We start from the raw sequence: 17,179 nt of genomic DNA, 5'->3' as shown, positions 1-17,179 counted from the left end.
TAACTTAATTGCCGATATATTTAATAATCACTAATTTTTTAAAAAGGAGAATCAAAATGAATATTAATACGTCATACACGGCAGGTGCTTCAAACAATCAGAACCGAATAGACTATAAAGGTCAATCAGCTATTAAAAGTACAAATGAGGTGATGACCGAAGCGGATAGACGAATGAAAATATTAGATGAAAAATATGAAAAAATAAATGAACAAAATAAACGTTTCAAAAATCCCCATGGTCATATACACGATAAGTATAGAAATTCTTACTCTCCTTATTTCAGGAATGATCTAACTAAAGTAGAGAGAGAAGCTGCTTATACGATGGAGATTGGCTGGGCTAATTCTGGAAAAGGAGGTCAATATGACTTTAATGACGCCATCTTCCGTAATGAAAAACGGTACGATCCTACCCAAGAAAGCGTAGAGAAAAAAATATTCAATCGGCAAAAGGTCAACGAACAATTGCAAGATTTATTCTCTAAAAACGGTATAACCATTCCTAAAAACACAAATTTAACTTTTACCATTGACCCAAATCATTTCAAATTATTGGTGAGTGGTTCAACAGACGAATCGCTGACCAAACAAATAGAAGACCTATTAAATACAACCAACAATACAAGAGAATTATTTTTCCACATCATGAAAAGCAGATCTGACGATTCTACTCAATTCACGCCTGATTCTCTTGCCAAATTCCACCTTGTTAATCAAATCAAAACGGTCACAGGCTACAATTTAAAAGATTTAAGCATTGTAAACGGTCAATTTGTAACGGATAAAGGGAAGAATATTTTTGATATATACAAAGAAGAACTCCTGAAAAATCCATACACAGCAGAAAATGCACGCATTGCCGCTTCACATTACGGAGCACAGTTATTTGATCTAGCCAAAAACGGGTTTGATTCAATTCCCGATTTGGTGCTATCTATTGGTTATCAAAACGGGTCTTTACAAGACATTGGGCAAAAAGAAAATTATGGAGTGAAGAAAACGATAGATTAAAAAAACGCATTTGAACATGCCATGTTGGAGCGTCGATCACATGTGTGAACTACAACAGATAAAAATCCGATACAGAAGGACTCTATAACAATTTATGTTACAGAGTCTTTTCTATTGAAATGCGTTGGTTGGCTGTTCAACGAAACATCCTCATGGTAATTTTGACTATAGTCGATGTTTTTCACTTTTTTATTGATGAAAATGTTAAAATGATGAGTAGCGTATTTTTTTATGAAAGGACGGTGCTTGGCATGACGGAACTTCTCGATGACCGGCTGCCGCCGCAAAATATAGAAGCCGAGCAGGCCGTATTAGGTGCTGTTTTTTTAGAACCATCTGCGCTCACGCTCGCTTCTGAGGTATTAATTCCAGAGGATTTCTATAGAATGTCGCATCAAAAGATTTACAATGCGATGCTTGTACTTGGCGATAGAGGGGAACCGGTCGATCTTGTTACGGTGACTTCTGAACTGGCCAATACAGATTTACTAGAAGAGGTAGGCGGGATTTCGTATTTAACCGATATTGCGAATTCTGTCCCAACTGCCGCAAACATAGAATACTATGCAAAAATTGTAGAAGAGAAATCAATCTTAAGACGTCTGATCCGTACGGCGACAACCATTGCACAGGATGGGTACACGCGTGAGGATGAAGTAGAGGATCTGTTGAGTGATGCTGAAAAGACCATTATGGAAGTGGCGCAGCGTAAAAACTCAGGAGCCTTCCAAAACATTAAGGACGTTCTTGTTCAGACATATGATAATATTGAACAGCTTCATAACCGAAAAGGCGATATCACAGGGATTCCAACGGGATTCTCTGAGCTTGACCGGATGACTGCTGGATTCCAGCGAAATGACTTGATTATTGTAGCGGCTCGTCCATCGGTAGGGAAAACAGCCTTCGCATTGAACATTGCACAAAATGTCGCGACGAAGACAGACGAAAGTGTCGCCATCTTTAGTTTAGAGATGGGGGCTGAGCAGCTTGTCATGCGTATGCTTTGTGCAGAGGGAAATATCAATGCACAGAACCTAAGAACCGGTAATCTGACAGAAGAGGACTGGGGCAAGCTGACAATGGCGATGGGCTCGCTATCAAATAGTGGGATTTTCATTGATGATACACCTGGAATCAGGGTAAGTGAAATTCGCTCGAAATGCCGCCGTTTGAAGCAAGAAAACGGTCTTGGCATGATCCTGATTGACTACTTGCAGCTCATTCAAGGGAGCGGACGATCAAGCGATAACCGTCAGCAAGAGGTTTCTGAAATCTCTAGGGCGTTAAAATCGCTGGCAAGGGAACTTGAAGTTCCGGTTATTGCTTTGTCTCAGCTTTCACGCGGAGTAGAGCAGCGTCAGGACAAACGTCCAATGATGTCTGATATTCGTGAATCAGGAAGTATCGAGCAGGATGCCGATATCGTGGCATTCCTTTATCGTGATGATTACTACGACAAAGAATCAGAGAATAAGAACATTATTGAAATCATCATTGCCAAACAGCGTAACGGTCCAGTTGGTACAGTATCACTGGCGTTCGTCAAAGAATATAACAAATTCGTCAATCTGGAAAGAAGGTTTGACGATGCGGGTGTTCCGCCCGGTGCTTAAAGCCCAGCTCAAGAAGCTGGGCTTTTTTTTGATGGATCTACATCGAAAGAATGATTGAAAAACGGTCGAAATGAGGAGGAGAGGGAGAGAGAGAAATCGTATACTAAAAGGAGAAAAGGAGTGATGACTGATGAAATTTCAACAGTTCGAAGCCGCTCAATTACGCATCGCACGTCCAACCGTCAACATGGAAGAGGTTGTTTCTTTTTATGAAAAAGGCTTAGGGCTCAAACGAATAGGTTCATTTGATCAGCATGAAGGATACGATGGTGTGATGCTGGGGCTTCCTCATCAGCATGTTCATTTAGAAATCACCAAACATGAAGAAGAAGAGAGCCTGCCCGTTCCGCATCCAGAACAGCTGCTTGTTTTTTATATTCCTGATGAACAGGAGTTTCAGCAGATGAAAGAGAGACTGATCTCATTTGGCGGACGGCAAGTCACCTCTACGAACCCATACTGGGATCGAGGAGGGGCAACCATTGAAGATCCAGATGGATATCGAGTTGTGCTCATGAACACAGAAGGAATTACCCCCGTTTAAAAAAGACTCCCATGCTTGGTGGGAGTCTTTTCTGTTATGAACGAAGTGTGACGCGCAGCTTCAGCTCTTTCAGCCCATACATGCCGCTGTTTGTCATCGGCATATAGGAGAGGAGCTCTAGTGACTCATATCGGTCCAATAAGGCCTTGATGGCAGTACATGCTTCCAAGCGGGCAAGTGGTGCGCCAAGACAGAAATGAATACCGTGCCCGAAACCAATATGAGGATTAGGGTGGCGGTGTATATCGAATTCATGTGCATTTGAAAATTGACGCTCATCCCGGTTGGCAGAAGCAAGAAACACAATCACATTGTCTCCCTTTTTCAGCACTTTTCCCCCAAGCTCTGTGTCTTCTGTGACATAGCGGACGATCGTAGGAGCGGGTGCACGAAAACGGACGGCCTCCTCTACAGCACGCGGGATGAGCTCAGGTGATTGAACGAGCGCTTCATACGCACCCGGCTGTTCTAACAAGCTGAAGATCAGATTGGAGATCAAATTGGTGGTTGTTTCGTTGCCGGCTAAAAGAAGAAGATTACAGAATGGTATTAATTCATCCGCTGACAGCCTGTCTCCATTCTCCTCAGCTTGAATGAGGAGGGAAATCAAATCATCACCGAGGTTGTGACGTTTCCTTTCAATGATGTCTGCAAAAAACGCCATCATATCAGCCTCTCCTTGGTCCCGAATTTTCTGCCATTCAGCGACATCCTCCTCATCTTCACTTTTAGGCATACTGACGAGAATATCAGACCATTCTTTAAAGGATTGTTTATGCTCTGAGGGCACACCTAAAAGCTCTGCAATGACAATGACAGGAAGCGGATAAGAGATGGCTTGCACTAGGTCAATCTCGTTTTTTCCTTCTATTTGTGCCATGAGTTCCTCCATCAATTCTTGAATACGCGGCTCCCACAATTTCATGACTCGAGGTGTAAAGGCTTTGCTCACAATGGAGCGGATTCGAGTGTGTTTGGGAGGGTCCATCATCACCATTGTTTTCATCAGTGAATGCTTCCGCTGGTCTTTAGGAGGCTGACTAGAAAAGGTATTTTTATCGATTGTCACACGTTTTGCTTCCTCATAGGTGAATACACTCCATGTTCGGCTGGCTTCGTCAAAATGAACAGGTGATGTCTGACGCATGTTGGCATACCAATCAAATGGGTTATACGGATCTTGCTTGTTTTTTCCTCTTAATAACGCTTTTTGCACGGCAGTTGGTGTAGTTGTTTCCATGATCATCACTCCTTATAGGTTGTCAGATGCTTCCTTTTTTTCATTGTGTTAGATTAAAGTTAATTCATCAGCCTTGAGGATTCAACCAACAGAAAAGCGGAATCTGTTGAAGTTCATAGGAAGGGGAGAATGGCTTGTGGCGGACTGCTACAGAGGGGATAAGCGTGCAACGGAATCGAAGCAGCAATTAAGAAAAGCGTTATTTCAGTTATTAAGAGAAAAAGAGTGGGAGAAGATTTCTGTACAGGATTTGACGAAAGTGGCGGGCATCCACCGCACCACCTTTTATCAGCATTATGAGGATAAATTTGATCTTGCCCAGCAGGTGATGGATGAGATGTTTGATGTGATGAAATGTGCCATTTTTGCTCCTGTACAAGAAGGTGATGTGAAAAAAGAGCATGCGGCATATGTGTATATTTTTCGATTTTATCAGCATTTGCAGGAACATGAAGAGGAGTATCAAATTCTTTTGAAACGAGGACGAGAGCTCAATATTCATGAAACGGTTCGTGCTTTTTTTGAAGAAAGCTTTTCTATGGGGTTAGAGGAAATCGCAGGCTCAAAGCCTCATCCACATCTCGTTCCAATCGACATGCAGCAGCAATTCGTCATTTCTGCTTATGTTGGAACAGCAGAATGGTGGTTGAGGACAGGGAGACCGTACTCACCTGATTTTATGGCAAGCTCGATGATTCATTTAATTGAAAATCAATAGAAATTAGGAACCATCAAAATAGTTGTTTTTACTCAAAATCTCCCTTTTTAAGCGCTGAAGAAGTGATTAAAGCGCTTTTTCTCATAATTAAAACGAACAAAATTTGATTTCGAGATATTAATGTTCGGATTTCACGTTGACTTTTTCGTTTTGCATTGATAAAATAAATGTGTTTGAAAGAGATAACGTTTTGAAAGGTTAACGGAGGTGCACGATATGTCTTCAGTAGTCGTAGTAGGTACGCAGTGGGGTGACGAAGGGAAAGGGAAAATTACCGATTTCCTTTCAGAAAATGCAGAGGTGATTGCCCGTTATCAAGGGGGAAACAATGCAGGTCACACGATCAAATTTGATGGAGTGACTTACAAGCTACACCTCATTCCGTCCGGTATTTTTTATCAAGAGAAAACTTGTGTCATCGGTAATGGAATGGTGGTTGATCCTAAAGCGTTGGTCACTGAGCTTGCGTATCTTCACGAACGGAATGTGAGTACAGATAACCTCAGAATCAGCAATAGAGCCCATGTGATTCTGCCTTACCATTTAAAATTGGACGAGGTGGAAGAAGAGCGGAAAGGGGCTAACAAGATCGGTACGACGAAAAAAGGAATCGGACCAGCTTATATGGACAAAGCAGCTCGTATCGGTATCCGTGTCGCAGATCTATTAGATCGTGAAGTGTTTGAAGAGAAGCTTGCACGTAATCTAGAAGAGAAAAATCGTCTTTTAGAGAAAATGTACGACACAGAAGGCTTCAAGATTGAAGATATTTTAGACGAGTATTATGAATATGGCCAGCAAGTGAAAAAATATGTCGTGGACACATCTGTTGTCTTGAATGACGCACTAGATGAAGGCCGCCGTGTGCTATTTGAAGGAGCACAAGGAGTTATGCTTGATATTGATCAAGGGACATATCCATTTGTCACGTCATCTAACCCAGTAGCTGGAGGAGTGACGATTGGTTCTGGTGTAGGACCAACGAAAATTCAACATGTGGTCGGCGTGTCAAAAGCGTACACAACACGTGTTGGAGATGGCCCATTCCCGACAGAACTCCATGATGAAATTGGCGATCAAATTCGTGAGGTTGGCCGTGAATACGGTACAACAACTGGACGTCCGCGCCGTGTTGGCTGGTTTGACAGTGTCGTTGTCCGTCATGCTCGCCGTGTGAGCGGGATTACAGATCTATCTCTTAACTCAATTGATGTACTGACAGGGATTGAAACATTGAAAATCTGTGTCGCTTATAAATTGAACGGAGAAATCACAGAAGAATTTCCAGCAAGTCTAAATGAACTAGCGAAATGTGAGCCTGTCTACGAGGAAATGCCAGGATGGACAGAGGATATTACAGGCGTGAAGAATTTAAGCGAACTGCCTGAAAATGCCCGTCATTATTTAGAGCGCATTTCACAATTAACAGGTATTCCACTTTCCATTTTCTCAGTCGGACCAGATCGTTCCCAAACGAACGTTGTCCGCAGCGTGTACCGTCCATAATAATAGACTGATCAGACACCAGTAAAATTGCACATTTTACTGGTGTCTTTTTGTTTAAATATTTCTTAATTTCAGTAGAACAGGCTTCCGATCATTACCAAAATATGATAACTGTATAGGGGGAAGGAGCGTTCTAGTGAAAGAAAGAATAAGATTATTAGATATTTTACGAGGTTTTGCCATATTAGGCACATTGGGAACGAACGTCTGGTTTTTTGCGTATGCAGGGGATACCTTTGCGACAGATCAGATTGCAGATGAATATGAACATGGCAGTTTTCTAGAAAGCCTTGTTTCCATGTTCGTCTATGGGAAAATGCTCTCACTGCTCACAATCATGTTCGGTGTAGGGCTAGAGCTGAAATATCAGCAGGCCAAAAGAAAAAATATGCCTTGGCCAGGTACATATTTATGGATTCTTTTATTTTTATTTATCGAAGGCTTTGTCCATTTTGCACTTGTGATGGAATATGATGTGCTCATGAGTTACGCTGTGACCGGTTTGCTTGTGGCATTTATTGTACGAGGAGGGAGCAAGCGCATCAAAAGAGGCATGATGTTCTCTGGAGTCATTCATTTGCTTGTTCTGTCCTGTCTGATGGTGTTCTCCCTCTCTGAAATGGAGACAGAATCGTATGATCAAAGCAGTGAACCGGCGCTGGAAGAGCAGCTGCCAGAGACATGGATCTCGCAGGTTCAAGAACGATTACAACACTTTTTCATGTACCGTGAAGAAGCGATCTTTATCATTCCAATGAACACATTTCTGTTTTTATTAGGTGTGCGGATGATGAGAGCCGGTGTTTTTTATGCAAACGAACGCGGGCAATCTCTACGGAAAATACTATTCCGAGTCGGTCTGTGGGTGGGTCTGCCGCTGAATGCACTTGTCTTCGTTCCGAACGAACTAGTGGAATTCGTTGTGCGCTATGCGTTTTCGCCATTCCTTTCTCTTTTCTATATCGCTGTCATTGCGAAGCTCCTGGTTCACACGGAATCATGGTTCATGTGGAATTGGTTTGAATATGTAGGGAAAATGGCACTCAGCTGTTACATCCTGCAAAATATCATCTGCTCGGTTCTTTTTTATAGCTGGGGATTGGGTCTTGGCGGACAAATCAACGCCCCTCTTATCGTATTGGCATGGCTGCTCATTTCTCTTCTGCAAATCGCCGTATCAGCATTTTGTCTAAAGGTTTGGAGAATGGGTCCAATGGAATATATTCGTTCGCGGGCACTTCGCCGAGTGACGATGAAGAAGGCAGCATAAAAGGGAATAGCTACAATGTTTTTTAAAAAAATGACGAAAAGAGAACAAGCGAATTCACATAAAGCAGCTGTACCAGCGTTTGTCTTTTATCTTCTCGCATTAGGAGGGCATGCGCTGTACTCGTATGTCGAATGTGACAGACCACCCGTCACTTTTGTCATTCTCATGGCGGGACTTCTTGTGTTTTTCGCCGCAGACTGGCTGTTTAACAAAAGACAATCATAAAAAAAGAGCCCTCATTACGAGGGTTCTTTCTTATTTCAAGCTTTTATATTGGCCTTTTAAGTTTTTGCGGATGTACTGAATGATTTTGCGCAGTTCGTTGGCATGCGGTCTGCCAAACGGACTTGTTTGTCTTTGCTGATAGAGGACTTGGCCCTTTTCATTTAATAAGAAATAGGCAGGTTCCCCGTGCACTCCGTGATCTTCATAAGGAGCATCTTCTCCGTGATAGTGGACTTCATATGCTTTTAATGAAGTAAGGTCCTGGTCAGACATGATCGGGAAAGATAGTCCTTCTTTATCCGCAAATTCCTTCAAGTCATCAGGATGATCCGTTGAAATCGCCATTAAGTGGATATCCTTGTCTTGAAAGTATGATTGCTGCTGTTCGAGCTCTTTTAATTCTTCTACACATACTGGGCACCATGAGCCTCTAAAGAAGACGATGAGGTGCCAGCTTTGATGCTCCTCTAAATGTTTGTGAAAATCAATATGTTCGCCCTGAATGGTTGGAAGTGAAAAGTTGGGCATTTTATCTCCTAATTTAAATGAACTCATACTGCTTCCTCCTTTTTCAATCACAATGTTACTTGTTTCATGTATAACCAATTTCGGGCGGTCTAAAACGTTTCTATGTGCTTGAATAGGCAGTAGTCATGAAAAGGGGCAACAGAAATGAAGGCGGTTGCAAATAGAAGGGCTTTGGCAGGAGATTTCAAATCCGACACTTTTTTTAAAAAAATGTCGAAAAACGTATTGCCATATGTAATTACTCTATGATATTATAAATCTCGTTGTTGCAAAGGTCTCTGAAACTTGTTAGGATGCGATGTTCCAGCTTTTTTAAAGCGATTGGTTTGACGCAATACGGCTTCTTCAGATTCACTTTTCACAAACCGAGAGCCATTAGCTCAGTTGGTAGAGCATCTGACTTTTAATCAGAGGGTCGAAGGTTCGAGTCCTTCATGGCTCACCATGTATTGGCCCGTTGGTCAAGCGGTTAAGACACCGCCCTTTCACGGCGGTAACACGGGTTCGAATCCCGTACGGGTCATTGATTTACTTTAGCGTTAAGCTAATTTTTCCTCACTTGCTTGAAGGAGCACCACGATTGCTTTTTCGGGCAAGTTACTGAGGTCCGGTAGTTCAGTTGGTTAGAATGCCTGCCTGTCACGCAGGAGGTCGCGGGTTCGAGTCCCGTCCGGACCGCCATTTATACATATTCATCTTTTGATGATGGCTCGGTAGCTCAGTTGGTAGAGCAACGGACTGAAAATCCGTGTGTCGGCGGTTCGATTCCGTCCCGAGCCACTTCCAAACGCATCTGCAATCGCAGGTGCGTTTTTATTTTATGAAAAGAAGGCATAAAAAGGGAGAAGCCGGACCTAGGTAGGGCCCGGCTCCATAAGAAGAAGACGTTACATCTATATAGACGATTGGTGACTGGAAAAGTTTCGATAAAAAAGGAAAAAAGCCATCAATTTTTTTGAGAGGTGACTTCCTATCCAACGTTTACTAGAAAAGAAAGCCGTTATTATTTTTATCTTTGCCACGTAAAACGTTATAATAGACAGTGAGCCTTTTTTGCTCAAACGAAAAGGCCTGATGAGAGATGCAAAATGGAATGACATAGATGCTAAAAATGCAGGAGGAAATCACAATGGAAAAAAAGATTCTTGTCGTAGATGATGAAAAACCGATTGCTGATATATTGGAGTTTAATTTAAGAAAAGAGGGCTATGAGGTTCATTGTGCATATGACGGAAATGAAGCCCTTGAAATGGTAGAAGAAATCAAACCGGACATCATTCTGCTCGACATTATGCTGCCGAACAAAGATGGCGTTGAGGTATGCCGTGAAGTGAGAAAAAAATATGACATGCCGATTATCATGCTGACAGCAAAAGACTCTGAAATTGATAAAGTCATCGGTCTTGAGCTTGGCGCAGATGATTATGTGACGAAGCCATTTAGCACGCGCGAGCTGCTTGCCCGTGTGAAAGCGAATTTGAGAAGACAAATTGCTGCGCCGCAGACAGAGGAAGAATCTGAATCAAATGATATTGAGATTGGATCACTTGTCATTTATCCAGATGCATATGTGGTGTCTAAGCGTGAGGAAACAATTGAATTGACGCACCGTGAGTTCGAATTGCTTCATTACTTAGCGAAACATATCGGACAAGTTATGACACGTGAGCACTTGCTGCAAACCGTATGGGGCTACGATTATTTCGGGGATGTGCGTACAGTGGACGTCACAGTCCGCCGTCTTCGTGAGAAAATTGAAGACAATCCTAGCCACCCGAGCTGGATCGTGACACGACGAGGCGTTGGCTACTATTTAAGAAACCCAGAGCAGGACTAAGATTCTTATGAGTAAAGTAGGTTTTTTTCGCTCGATTCACTTCAAATTGACCTTAATTTACGTGCTGCTGATCATTGTCGCCATGCAGATCATTGGCGTGTACTTTGTGAAGCAGCTAGAGCAGTCCTTAATTAATTCCTATGATAATTCCTTGAATCAGCGAATCTACTCGTTATCGTATTACCTAGAACAAGATTCATCGAAAAGCAAGGCAGAATTAAAAGAGGATGCTCAAAAGATATTAAACGACTTTAACAACAAAGATGAGTCTAATGAAATTTCTGAAGTCAGCTATATTGACGAAAGCAGAGAGGTCATTGCCTCTGTGAATAATGGCAGTCAGGAGATTGCCGGGAAGAAAATCACTGATCAAATCATTAGCCGTATTTTCGCGGTTGGCAAAGACTATGAAAAGAAATTCTATGACCCAGAATCCAATAAACGGGTGCGTATTTCTGCGACAGCCGTGAAAAATGAGAACCAAGAAACCGTCGGTGTGATTTATGTTGTGTCTTCGATGGAAAGTGTGTTTAACCAAATGCGAACCATTAACACCATTTTGGCGACTGGCACACTGATCGCACTTGGGACGACCGCACTGCTTGGTATCTTCATCTTTAGAACAATCACTCATCCTATTTCGGATATGAGAAAGCAAGCGATCGAGCTTGCCAAAGGGAATTTTTCCAGGAAAGTCCGAAAGTATGGACATGACGAGATTGGCCAGCTTGCGACAACCTTTAACCATCTGACGAGAGAACTGGAGGAAGCGCAGCTGATGACGGAGGGTGAGCGGAAAAAGCTTTCTTCTGTCATTGCCTATATGACGGATGGCGTCATCGCCACGAATCAAAACGGTGCGATTATTCTATTAAACAGCCCCGCATTAGAGCTGTTAAATGTTTCACGTGAAACAGCTCTAGAGATGCCGATTACGTCCTTACTGGGCCTCGAGGACACGCATACATTTGAAGATTTAGTCGAAAATCAAGATTCCATGCTGATAGAAATTGAACGCGAAGATCAGCTGTCTGTTTTGCGTGTGAATTTCTCAGTCATTCAGAAAGAGCATGGGAAGATTGATGGTTTAATTGCGGTCATTTATGACGTCACAGAGCAGGAGAAAATTGATGCAGAACGCCGTGAATTCGTCGCAAACGTATCACATGAGCTACGCACACCGCTGACGACGATGCGAAGCTATCTTGAGGCACTGGCTGAAGGGGCAATTGGTGATAAAGAGCTTGCGCCAAGGTTCCTCAGTGTCACGCAAAATGAAACAGAACGCATGATCCGGCTTGTTAATGACCTGCTGCAGCTGTCTAAGTTCGACAGCAAGGATTATCAATTCAACCGTGAGTGGACGAATTTTATCAGGTTTATCTCATTGGTCATTGATCGTTTTGAAATGACGAAAGAGCAGCATGTCGAGTTTATCCGCAATCTGCCGCAGCGTGAAATATACGTGGAAATTGATCAAGATAAAATCACACAGGTGCTCGATAATATCATTTCCAATGCCATGAAATACTCCCCAGAGGGTGGACATATCACGTTTACCGTTGATCTGGATGAGGAGAATGGCCTTGTGTTATTCAGCGTCAAAGATGAAGGGATCGGTATTCCGAAGAAGGATATGGATAAAATCTTTGAACGTTTTTATCGAGTGGATAAGGCGAGAACAAGAAAGCTTGGCGGAACCGGCCTAGGACTTGCGATTGCAAAAGAAATGGTTCAGGCTCATGGCGGAGATATTTGGGCTGACAGCATTGAAGGAAAAGGAACAACGGTGACCTTTACCCTTCCGTACAATGAAGAACAAGAGGATGATTGGGATGAAGCGTGAGACCTTTAAAACCATAATATTGACAATCCTAATTGCAATCAGTCTTGTGTTTACGTGGAATATTTGGATGTTCCAGCCCGTCATGCAGGACCAGGCAGATGCCGGCACACAGGTCGTGGAAACGAAGAAGATTTCAAGCGATGAGCCTAGAAGTCTCATTGATGTCGTGAAGCCGCGCGAGATGTTCATCCATTCAAATGGGGAGCACTTTAAAGTCGATCAAAAGGAACTCTTTCAAAACTTCTGGAATGATGTGAGCCTTTGGGATGTCAAAGAGATTTCGGATGTGTCGGATCAATATTCTGAGCAGAGATTTAAGAATTTCTTCTATGGAAGCGGAGGACAGGGGAAGACATTGGATCTTGTGTTCAATGACTCGATTCCGATTGATATTTTCCAAGCGCTGTTTAAATGGCCGAATAAGTCCATTGAATACAACTCGTTTGATCGGATGATTGTGCCGTTCTCCCAGCAGGACAAGGCCAATAAGAAAGTCTATTTGGTTTCATACAGCAAGGAAACGGTGCTTGAGCTGACAATAGAATCCGCTAACTATCGGAATCTAATGGACAGTATCTCAGCCGCTCAAAACGAGATGCCGCGCTACGATCTCTATACATTCTCAGCGAATTCTAAACGAGATTTCCTCCTTCCGAGAAAGCAAAAGCAGCTTGAAGCGAAAATGTTCTTTATCGAAACGATTAAGACAAGCAAATTCAAGGACGCTCTGTTTACGGACCCGAGTCTTGTGGGCGAGGAGTCTAATTTAAATCGGACAGTGTACACAGATGGCACAAGCCGTCTTGAAGCCAATCAAAAAGACCACCGCATCCAATATCAGCACCGCAATATCAATTCCAGTACCGTTTTCCAAACGGGGGATTTGATCAAGCGAAGTGTGAAGTATTTCAATGATACGGGGAGCTTTACCGATGACTATCAATACTTTGGCATCAACAGCAACCAGCAGCTTTCCTTTAATATGTTTATGGATGGTCTGCCGATCGTCAACAGTACAAAGCATCCATTTGGGATGACCTCTCTTGAAGTACAGTGGGCGAATGATGACATCTTGAATTACAAGCGTCCAAACTATATTCTAGGCAACAAAGCGAGTCAGAGTGAACAGGTCAAGCTGATGAACGGGACAGAGCTGAAGGACTTAATCGTCAAGCAGACGAAATATGATGACCTGGAGAAAATTGAACAAATTTTCCCGGCCTATCAAGCTACTTCAACCGCATCAGATCAAGATCAAGCGATGTTTGTCTGGCTGGAGCCAGTATGGTGCATGAAATATAACGGCAAAACCGTGATACTATCGCATGATTTGTTGACAGAGGGGAGCGAGAATAATGGAGTGGAATAAGACCAAAACGATCTTTATCCTAGCCTTTCTCGTTCTCGATATCTTTCTAGGTTTTCAATACTTTGAAAAACGATCAACCGATCATTTTGCGATTATCGAAAAAACGGATACGCTGGAAGAAATGAAGGCAGATGGGATCAAATATGGCAATCTATCAGATGAAGCGAAGATTGGATACCGCATTACAGCTGAAAAGAAGCAATATACGAAAAAGGATGTCGACGGATTAGCTGATCAAAAGGCGAAAAGCACATTCCCGAAAACGGACAAAGATGATCCTGTCACACTGCTTGAGATGACCTTCAATAAACCCGTTGCATTGCCAAAAAAGGATATAAAAACAGCGGCGACAAACCTCGTAAACCAGCGTTTGCTGGATGGTAAGAATTATAAGCTGTGGAGTATTGATGAAGAGACAGGGAAGATCGTCTTTTTCCAAACGTATAAAGGGAAATACATCTTCCAAGAAGGCCTTGATGACACCGAAACCATCGGGAAAATCACCTTAGATGTAAACGATCAAAACGAGGTCGTGTCGTATCAGCAGTCGATGGTGACGTCGATTAATGAAGTGAGAAAAGAAACCCTTGTCCCAGCCCTTGAAACCGTGAAGGACTTATATACACAAAACATGCTGAGCCAAAACACGACCGTGAAAAAGGTAGAACTTGGCTACTATACGCAATACCCGGGTGCAAGCACGCAGGTCATGGTGCCTGTATGGCGAGTCGAGCTTGAAGGCGTATCAGTTAGTTCAAAGAAAAAGACAGAAGAAGAATATTTGATCAATGCCATTGATGGCTCAACACTTGATCATATAGAGAAAGATGACAAATCTTCAATGGAGTGAGAGAACATGAGCTTGCAGTTCAGTGTACTAGCGAGCGGAAGTACGGGGAACGCTTTTTATTTAGAAACAGACGAGCATGCCTTTTTAGTGGATGCTGGATTAAGCGGCAAACAGATGGTCGAGCTGCTTGGTCAAATCGACCGCAAGCCTGAAGACTTGGACGGCATTTTTGTGACACACGAGCACTCAGATCATATTAAAGGGCTCGGTGTCATGGCAAGAAAGTACAAGCTCCCTGTCTATGCAAATGCGAAAACATGGAAGGCGATGGAGTCTCATATCGGGAAGATTGACACAGAGCAAAAATTCCACTTTGATATGGAAACCGTCCAATCCTTTGGTGGTCTCGATGTTGAGTCCTTTGGCGTCTCACATGATGCGGCTGAGCCCATGTTTTACGTGTTCCATTATGGCGGGCGCAAACTTGCCCTGATGACGGATACAGGCTATGTGAGTGATCGTATGAAAGGCATCATTCAGTCAGCCAATACGTTTGTATTTGAGAGCAATCATGATGTCGGTATGCTGCAAATGGGCCGATACCCGTGGAGCATTAAGCGCAGAATTCTGAGCGATGTCGGACATGTATCAAATGAAGATGCCGCTCTTGCGATGACAGATGTGATTGGAGATGCGACCTCACGCATTTATTTGGCTCACTTGAGTCAAGACAACAACATGAAGGATTTAGCCCGTATGGCGGTCCAGCAGACGCTTGAGATGAAGGGCTTTGTTGTCGGGGATGGCTTTGATTTATATGATACGGACCCGAAAAAAGCAACCCCGCTTTGCGCCGTATGATTTTTACAATCGTATGATTAAGATAAGAGCTTCTTACCAACACTATATACATCATCTATTCACTGAAAGGAAGGAAACATAGTGGATTATCGCGATGTAGAGTGGAAGCCGAGACGAAGCAGAAAAGGATATTTCCTATCTGGTCTGATCGGTGTATTGGTAGGAGCTTTTTTAATGGGATTCTTTTTCCCCTATGTGTCAGGACAGAGCGGCAGTCCCTTTGGGTGGCAGCAGAACGGAGATGGGCAATCAGCACAGGGCCCTTTAAAGACCGTCAATGTGAACGTCAATGATGCGGTCACGAAAGTCGTATCTAATATGTCGGATACGGTTGTCGGCGTCATTAATATCCAAAAGTCGAGCTTTTGGGAAGAAGGCGGGGAGGCAGGCAGCGGGTCAGGTGTGATTTATAAGAAAAAGGGTGATACCTTTTATATCGTGACCAACCACCATGTCATCAAAGGAGCCAACCAGCTTGAAGTGAGCCTTCAGGATGGGACAAGAATTGGTGCCAATCTTGTTGGAAGCGATCAGCTGATGGATTTAGCGGTTCTCACCGTCAAAAGTGATAAGATCAAGAAGACCGCCGCCTTTGGCAATTCAGATCATGTGAAGCCAGGTGAGCCAGTCATCGCCATTGGAAATCCGTTAGGGCTTGAATTCGCGGGCTCTGTCACACAAGGTGTCATTTCGGGAACGGAACGTGCGATTCCTGTAGACTCGAATGGGGACGGACAGGCGGATTGGAATGCGGAGGTACTGCAAACAGATGCCGCCATCAATCCAGGCAACAGCGGTGGTGCCTTGATCAATATGGACGGAAAAGTGATCGGCATCAACTCAATGAAGATTGCTGAATCAGAGGTAGAAGGCATCGGGCTGTCTATCCCGGCGAATCTAGTCATCCCTGTCATAGAAGATTTAGAGCGCTACGGAGAGGTGAAGCGTCCGTATCTAGGCGTTGGCATGAAATCATTAGCAGATATTGCGAGCTATCACTGGCAGGAAACGTTGAAGCTGCCATCTAAAGTCACATCAGGGGTTGTCGTGATGAGTGTCGAGTCTTTGTCTCCAGCGGGAAAAGCGGGACTAAAAGAGCTGGATGTCGTCACCTCCTTTGATGGCAAGAGTGTACAGAATATCGTAGATCTTCGTAAGTATTTATATCAAAAGAAAGTCGGCGACAAGGTAAAGATGGAGTTTTACCGAAGCGGAAAGAAAAAATCAGTAGAGATCAAACTTTCTCAAACCGACCGGTTCGGTGGATGACCAGTTCCTTGATGGGACTGGTTTTTTTTGCATGCTCATCATATGATGGAGGAAAGGGGGCGATGCGATTGGTTACACTACAACCAATGTCACAAACGGATTACGATGTATTGATGGAGAAGGCCATTCAGCGGTACGCAGAAGAAAAGGTACTCGCAGGGACATGGGAAAAGGAAGAATCACTTGCGAACGCAGAAGAACAATTTGATCGGCTGCTTCCCGAAGGTCTGCAGACAGAGCATCATGAGCTATGGAATTTCTTGAACGGGGAAGAAGCGATTGGCTGGGTTTGGCTTTGTTATGACCCGAATCACCCTCAGCAGGAAGGATTCATTTATAACTTTATTTTATTTGAAGCTTATCGAGGAAAAGGCTTTGCAAAGCAGGCCATTGCTGCATTAGAGGAGCAGGCAAAGTCATTAGGAGTGCAGAAACTCTCGCTGCATGTCTTTGCTCACAATCAAATCGCCCGTTCACTGTATGAGAAGACGGGATTTGAAGAAACCGGAATCTATATGAGTAAACCTTTATGAAAAAGAAGAAGCAC

General features: G+C 43.3%; 16 protein-coding genes and 4 tRNA genes. 18 read left to right on the top strand and 2 right to left on the bottom strand.

What is annotated here, in order from left to right:
- Positions 1 to 56: 56 nt before the first annotated feature.
- The 3 genes from ACP7A0_RS14670 to ACP7A0_RS14660 all read left to right on the top strand — a co-directional run bounded on the left by ACP7A0_RS14670 (position 57) and on the right by ACP7A0_RS14660 (position 3,173).
- The gene (locus ACP7A0_RS14670; protein WP_106047974.1) at positions 57 to 1,013 is read left to right on the top strand and encodes a DUF4885 family protein; all 957 of its coding nucleotides are present in this window, start codon (positions 57 to 59) and stop codon (positions 1,011 to 1,013) included.
- A gap of 251 nt (positions 1,014 to 1,264) precedes the next feature.
- The gene (gene dnaB / locus ACP7A0_RS14665; protein WP_003214779.1) at positions 1,265 to 2,629 is read left to right on the top strand and encodes a replicative DNA helicase; all 1,365 of its coding nucleotides are present in this window, start codon (positions 1,265 to 1,267) and stop codon (positions 2,627 to 2,629) included.
- Positions 2,630 to 2,759: 130 nt separating this feature from the next.
- Positions 2,760 to 3,173 (top strand): VOC family protein, encoded by a 414-nt coding sequence (locus ACP7A0_RS14660; protein ID WP_095286160.1) that lies wholly within the window; start codon positions 2,760 to 2,762, stop codon positions 3,171 to 3,173.
- A 34-nt stretch (positions 3,174 to 3,207) separates the two neighbouring features.
- On the opposite strand, the gene ACP7A0_RS14655 is transcribed toward ACP7A0_RS14660, so the two are convergent.
- Positions 3,208 to 4,413, bottom strand: coding sequence for a cytochrome P450 (locus ACP7A0_RS14655; RefSeq protein WP_106038858.1), 1,206 nt, complete (start codon positions 4,411 to 4,413; stop codon positions 3,208 to 3,210).
- Between the two features lie 136 nt (positions 4,414 to 4,549).
- Here ACP7A0_RS14655 and ACP7A0_RS14650 point away from each other — a divergent pair, with 136 nt between their 5' ends.
- From ACP7A0_RS14650 to ACP7A0_RS14635, 4 genes are all read left to right on the top strand, one after another.
- Positions 4,550 to 5,131, top strand: coding sequence for a TetR/AcrR family transcriptional regulator (locus ACP7A0_RS14650; protein ID WP_095286158.1), 582 nt, complete (start codon positions 4,550 to 4,552; stop codon positions 5,129 to 5,131).
- A gap of 216 nt (positions 5,132 to 5,347) precedes the next feature.
- Positions 5,348 to 6,637 (top strand): adenylosuccinate synthase, encoded by a 1,290-nt coding sequence (locus ACP7A0_RS14645; protein WP_034660617.1) that lies wholly within the window; start codon positions 5,348 to 5,350, stop codon positions 6,635 to 6,637.
- A 136-nt stretch (positions 6,638 to 6,773) separates the two neighbouring features.
- Complete coding sequence (locus tag ACP7A0_RS14640; RefSeq protein WP_426005608.1) at positions 6,774 to 7,907, top strand: DUF418 domain-containing protein; 1,134 nt, start codon at positions 6,774 to 6,776, stop codon at positions 7,905 to 7,907.
- 15 nt (positions 7,908 to 7,922) lie between these two features.
- Entirely contained in the window at positions 7,923 to 8,132 is a 210-nt protein-coding gene (locus ACP7A0_RS14635; protein WP_375566681.1) for a hypothetical protein, read from the top strand.
- Positions 8,133 to 8,162: 30 nt separating this feature from the next.
- On the opposite strand, the gene ACP7A0_RS14630 is transcribed toward ACP7A0_RS14635, so the two are convergent.
- Positions 8,163 to 8,687, bottom strand: coding sequence for a peroxiredoxin family protein (locus ACP7A0_RS14630; protein ID WP_426005606.1), 525 nt, complete (start codon positions 8,685 to 8,687; stop codon positions 8,163 to 8,165).
- Between the two features lie 342 nt (positions 8,688 to 9,029).
- Here ACP7A0_RS14630 and ACP7A0_RS14625 point away from each other — a divergent pair.
- The 11 genes from ACP7A0_RS14625 to ACP7A0_RS14575 all read left to right on the top strand — a co-directional run bounded on the left by ACP7A0_RS14625 (position 9,030) and on the right by ACP7A0_RS14575 (position 17,165).
- Positions 9,030 to 9,105: transfer RNA gene (locus ACP7A0_RS14625), tRNA-Lys, on the top strand.
- A 6-nt stretch (positions 9,106 to 9,111) separates the two neighbouring features.
- Positions 9,112 to 9,183 (top strand) — tRNA-Glu (locus ACP7A0_RS14620).
- Positions 9,184 to 9,264: 81 nt separating this feature from the next.
- A tRNA-Asp gene (locus tag ACP7A0_RS14615) sits at positions 9,265 to 9,341 on the top strand.
- 26 nt (positions 9,342 to 9,367) lie between these two features.
- A tRNA-Phe gene (locus ACP7A0_RS14610) sits at positions 9,368 to 9,440 on the top strand.
- Between the two features lie 349 nt (positions 9,441 to 9,789).
- Entirely contained in the window at positions 9,790 to 10,497 is a 708-nt protein-coding gene (gene yycF / locus ACP7A0_RS14605; protein ID WP_034660610.1) for a response regulator YycF, read from the top strand.
- 7 nt (positions 10,498 to 10,504) lie between these two features.
- Positions 10,505 to 12,343, top strand: a complete 1,839-nt coding sequence (gene walK, locus ACP7A0_RS14600) for a cell wall metabolism sensor histidine kinase WalK (RefSeq protein WP_034660608.1) — start codon at positions 10,505 to 10,507, stop codon at positions 12,341 to 12,343.
- Positions 12,333 to 13,712, top strand: coding sequence for a two-component system activity regulator YycH (gene yycH / locus ACP7A0_RS14595; protein ID WP_106038861.1), 1,380 nt, complete (start codon positions 12,333 to 12,335; stop codon positions 13,710 to 13,712). Before walK ends, yycH begins: the two co-directional genes overlap by 11 nt.
- Entirely contained in the window at positions 13,699 to 14,562 is an 864-nt protein-coding gene (locus ACP7A0_RS14590; RefSeq protein ID WP_060597679.1) for a two-component system regulatory protein YycI, read from the top strand. Before yycH ends, ACP7A0_RS14590 begins: the two co-directional genes overlap by 14 nt.
- Before the next feature lie 6 nt (positions 14,563 to 14,568).
- A complete protein-coding gene (locus ACP7A0_RS14585) occupies positions 14,569 to 15,363 on the top strand; it encodes an MBL fold metallo-hydrolase (protein ID WP_034660602.1) in 795 nt (264 codons plus the stop codon).
- Between the two features lie 78 nt (positions 15,364 to 15,441).
- On the top strand, positions 15,442 to 16,632 hold the full coding sequence (locus ACP7A0_RS14580; RefSeq protein ID WP_411266108.1) for a S1C family serine protease: 1,191 nt from the start codon (positions 15,442 to 15,444) through the stop codon (positions 16,630 to 16,632).
- Positions 16,633 to 16,694: 62 nt separating this feature from the next.
- Positions 16,695 to 17,165 carry a GNAT family N-acetyltransferase gene (locus tag ACP7A0_RS14575; RefSeq protein ID WP_370876298.1) on the top strand — a complete coding sequence of 157 codons (471 nt, stop codon included), beginning with the start codon at positions 16,695 to 16,697 and terminating at the stop codon, positions 17,163 to 17,165.
- The last annotated feature ends 14 nt before the right edge of the window (positions 17,166 to 17,179 follow it).

The sequence above is a fragment of the Bacillus sp. DWP3-1 genome (genome assembly GCF_049896565.1).
In the GTDB taxonomy this organism is placed as follows: domain Bacteria; phylum Bacillota; class Bacilli; order Bacillales; family Bacillaceae; genus Bacillus.
This window is presented reverse-complemented; position numbering and strand designations above follow the sequence as displayed.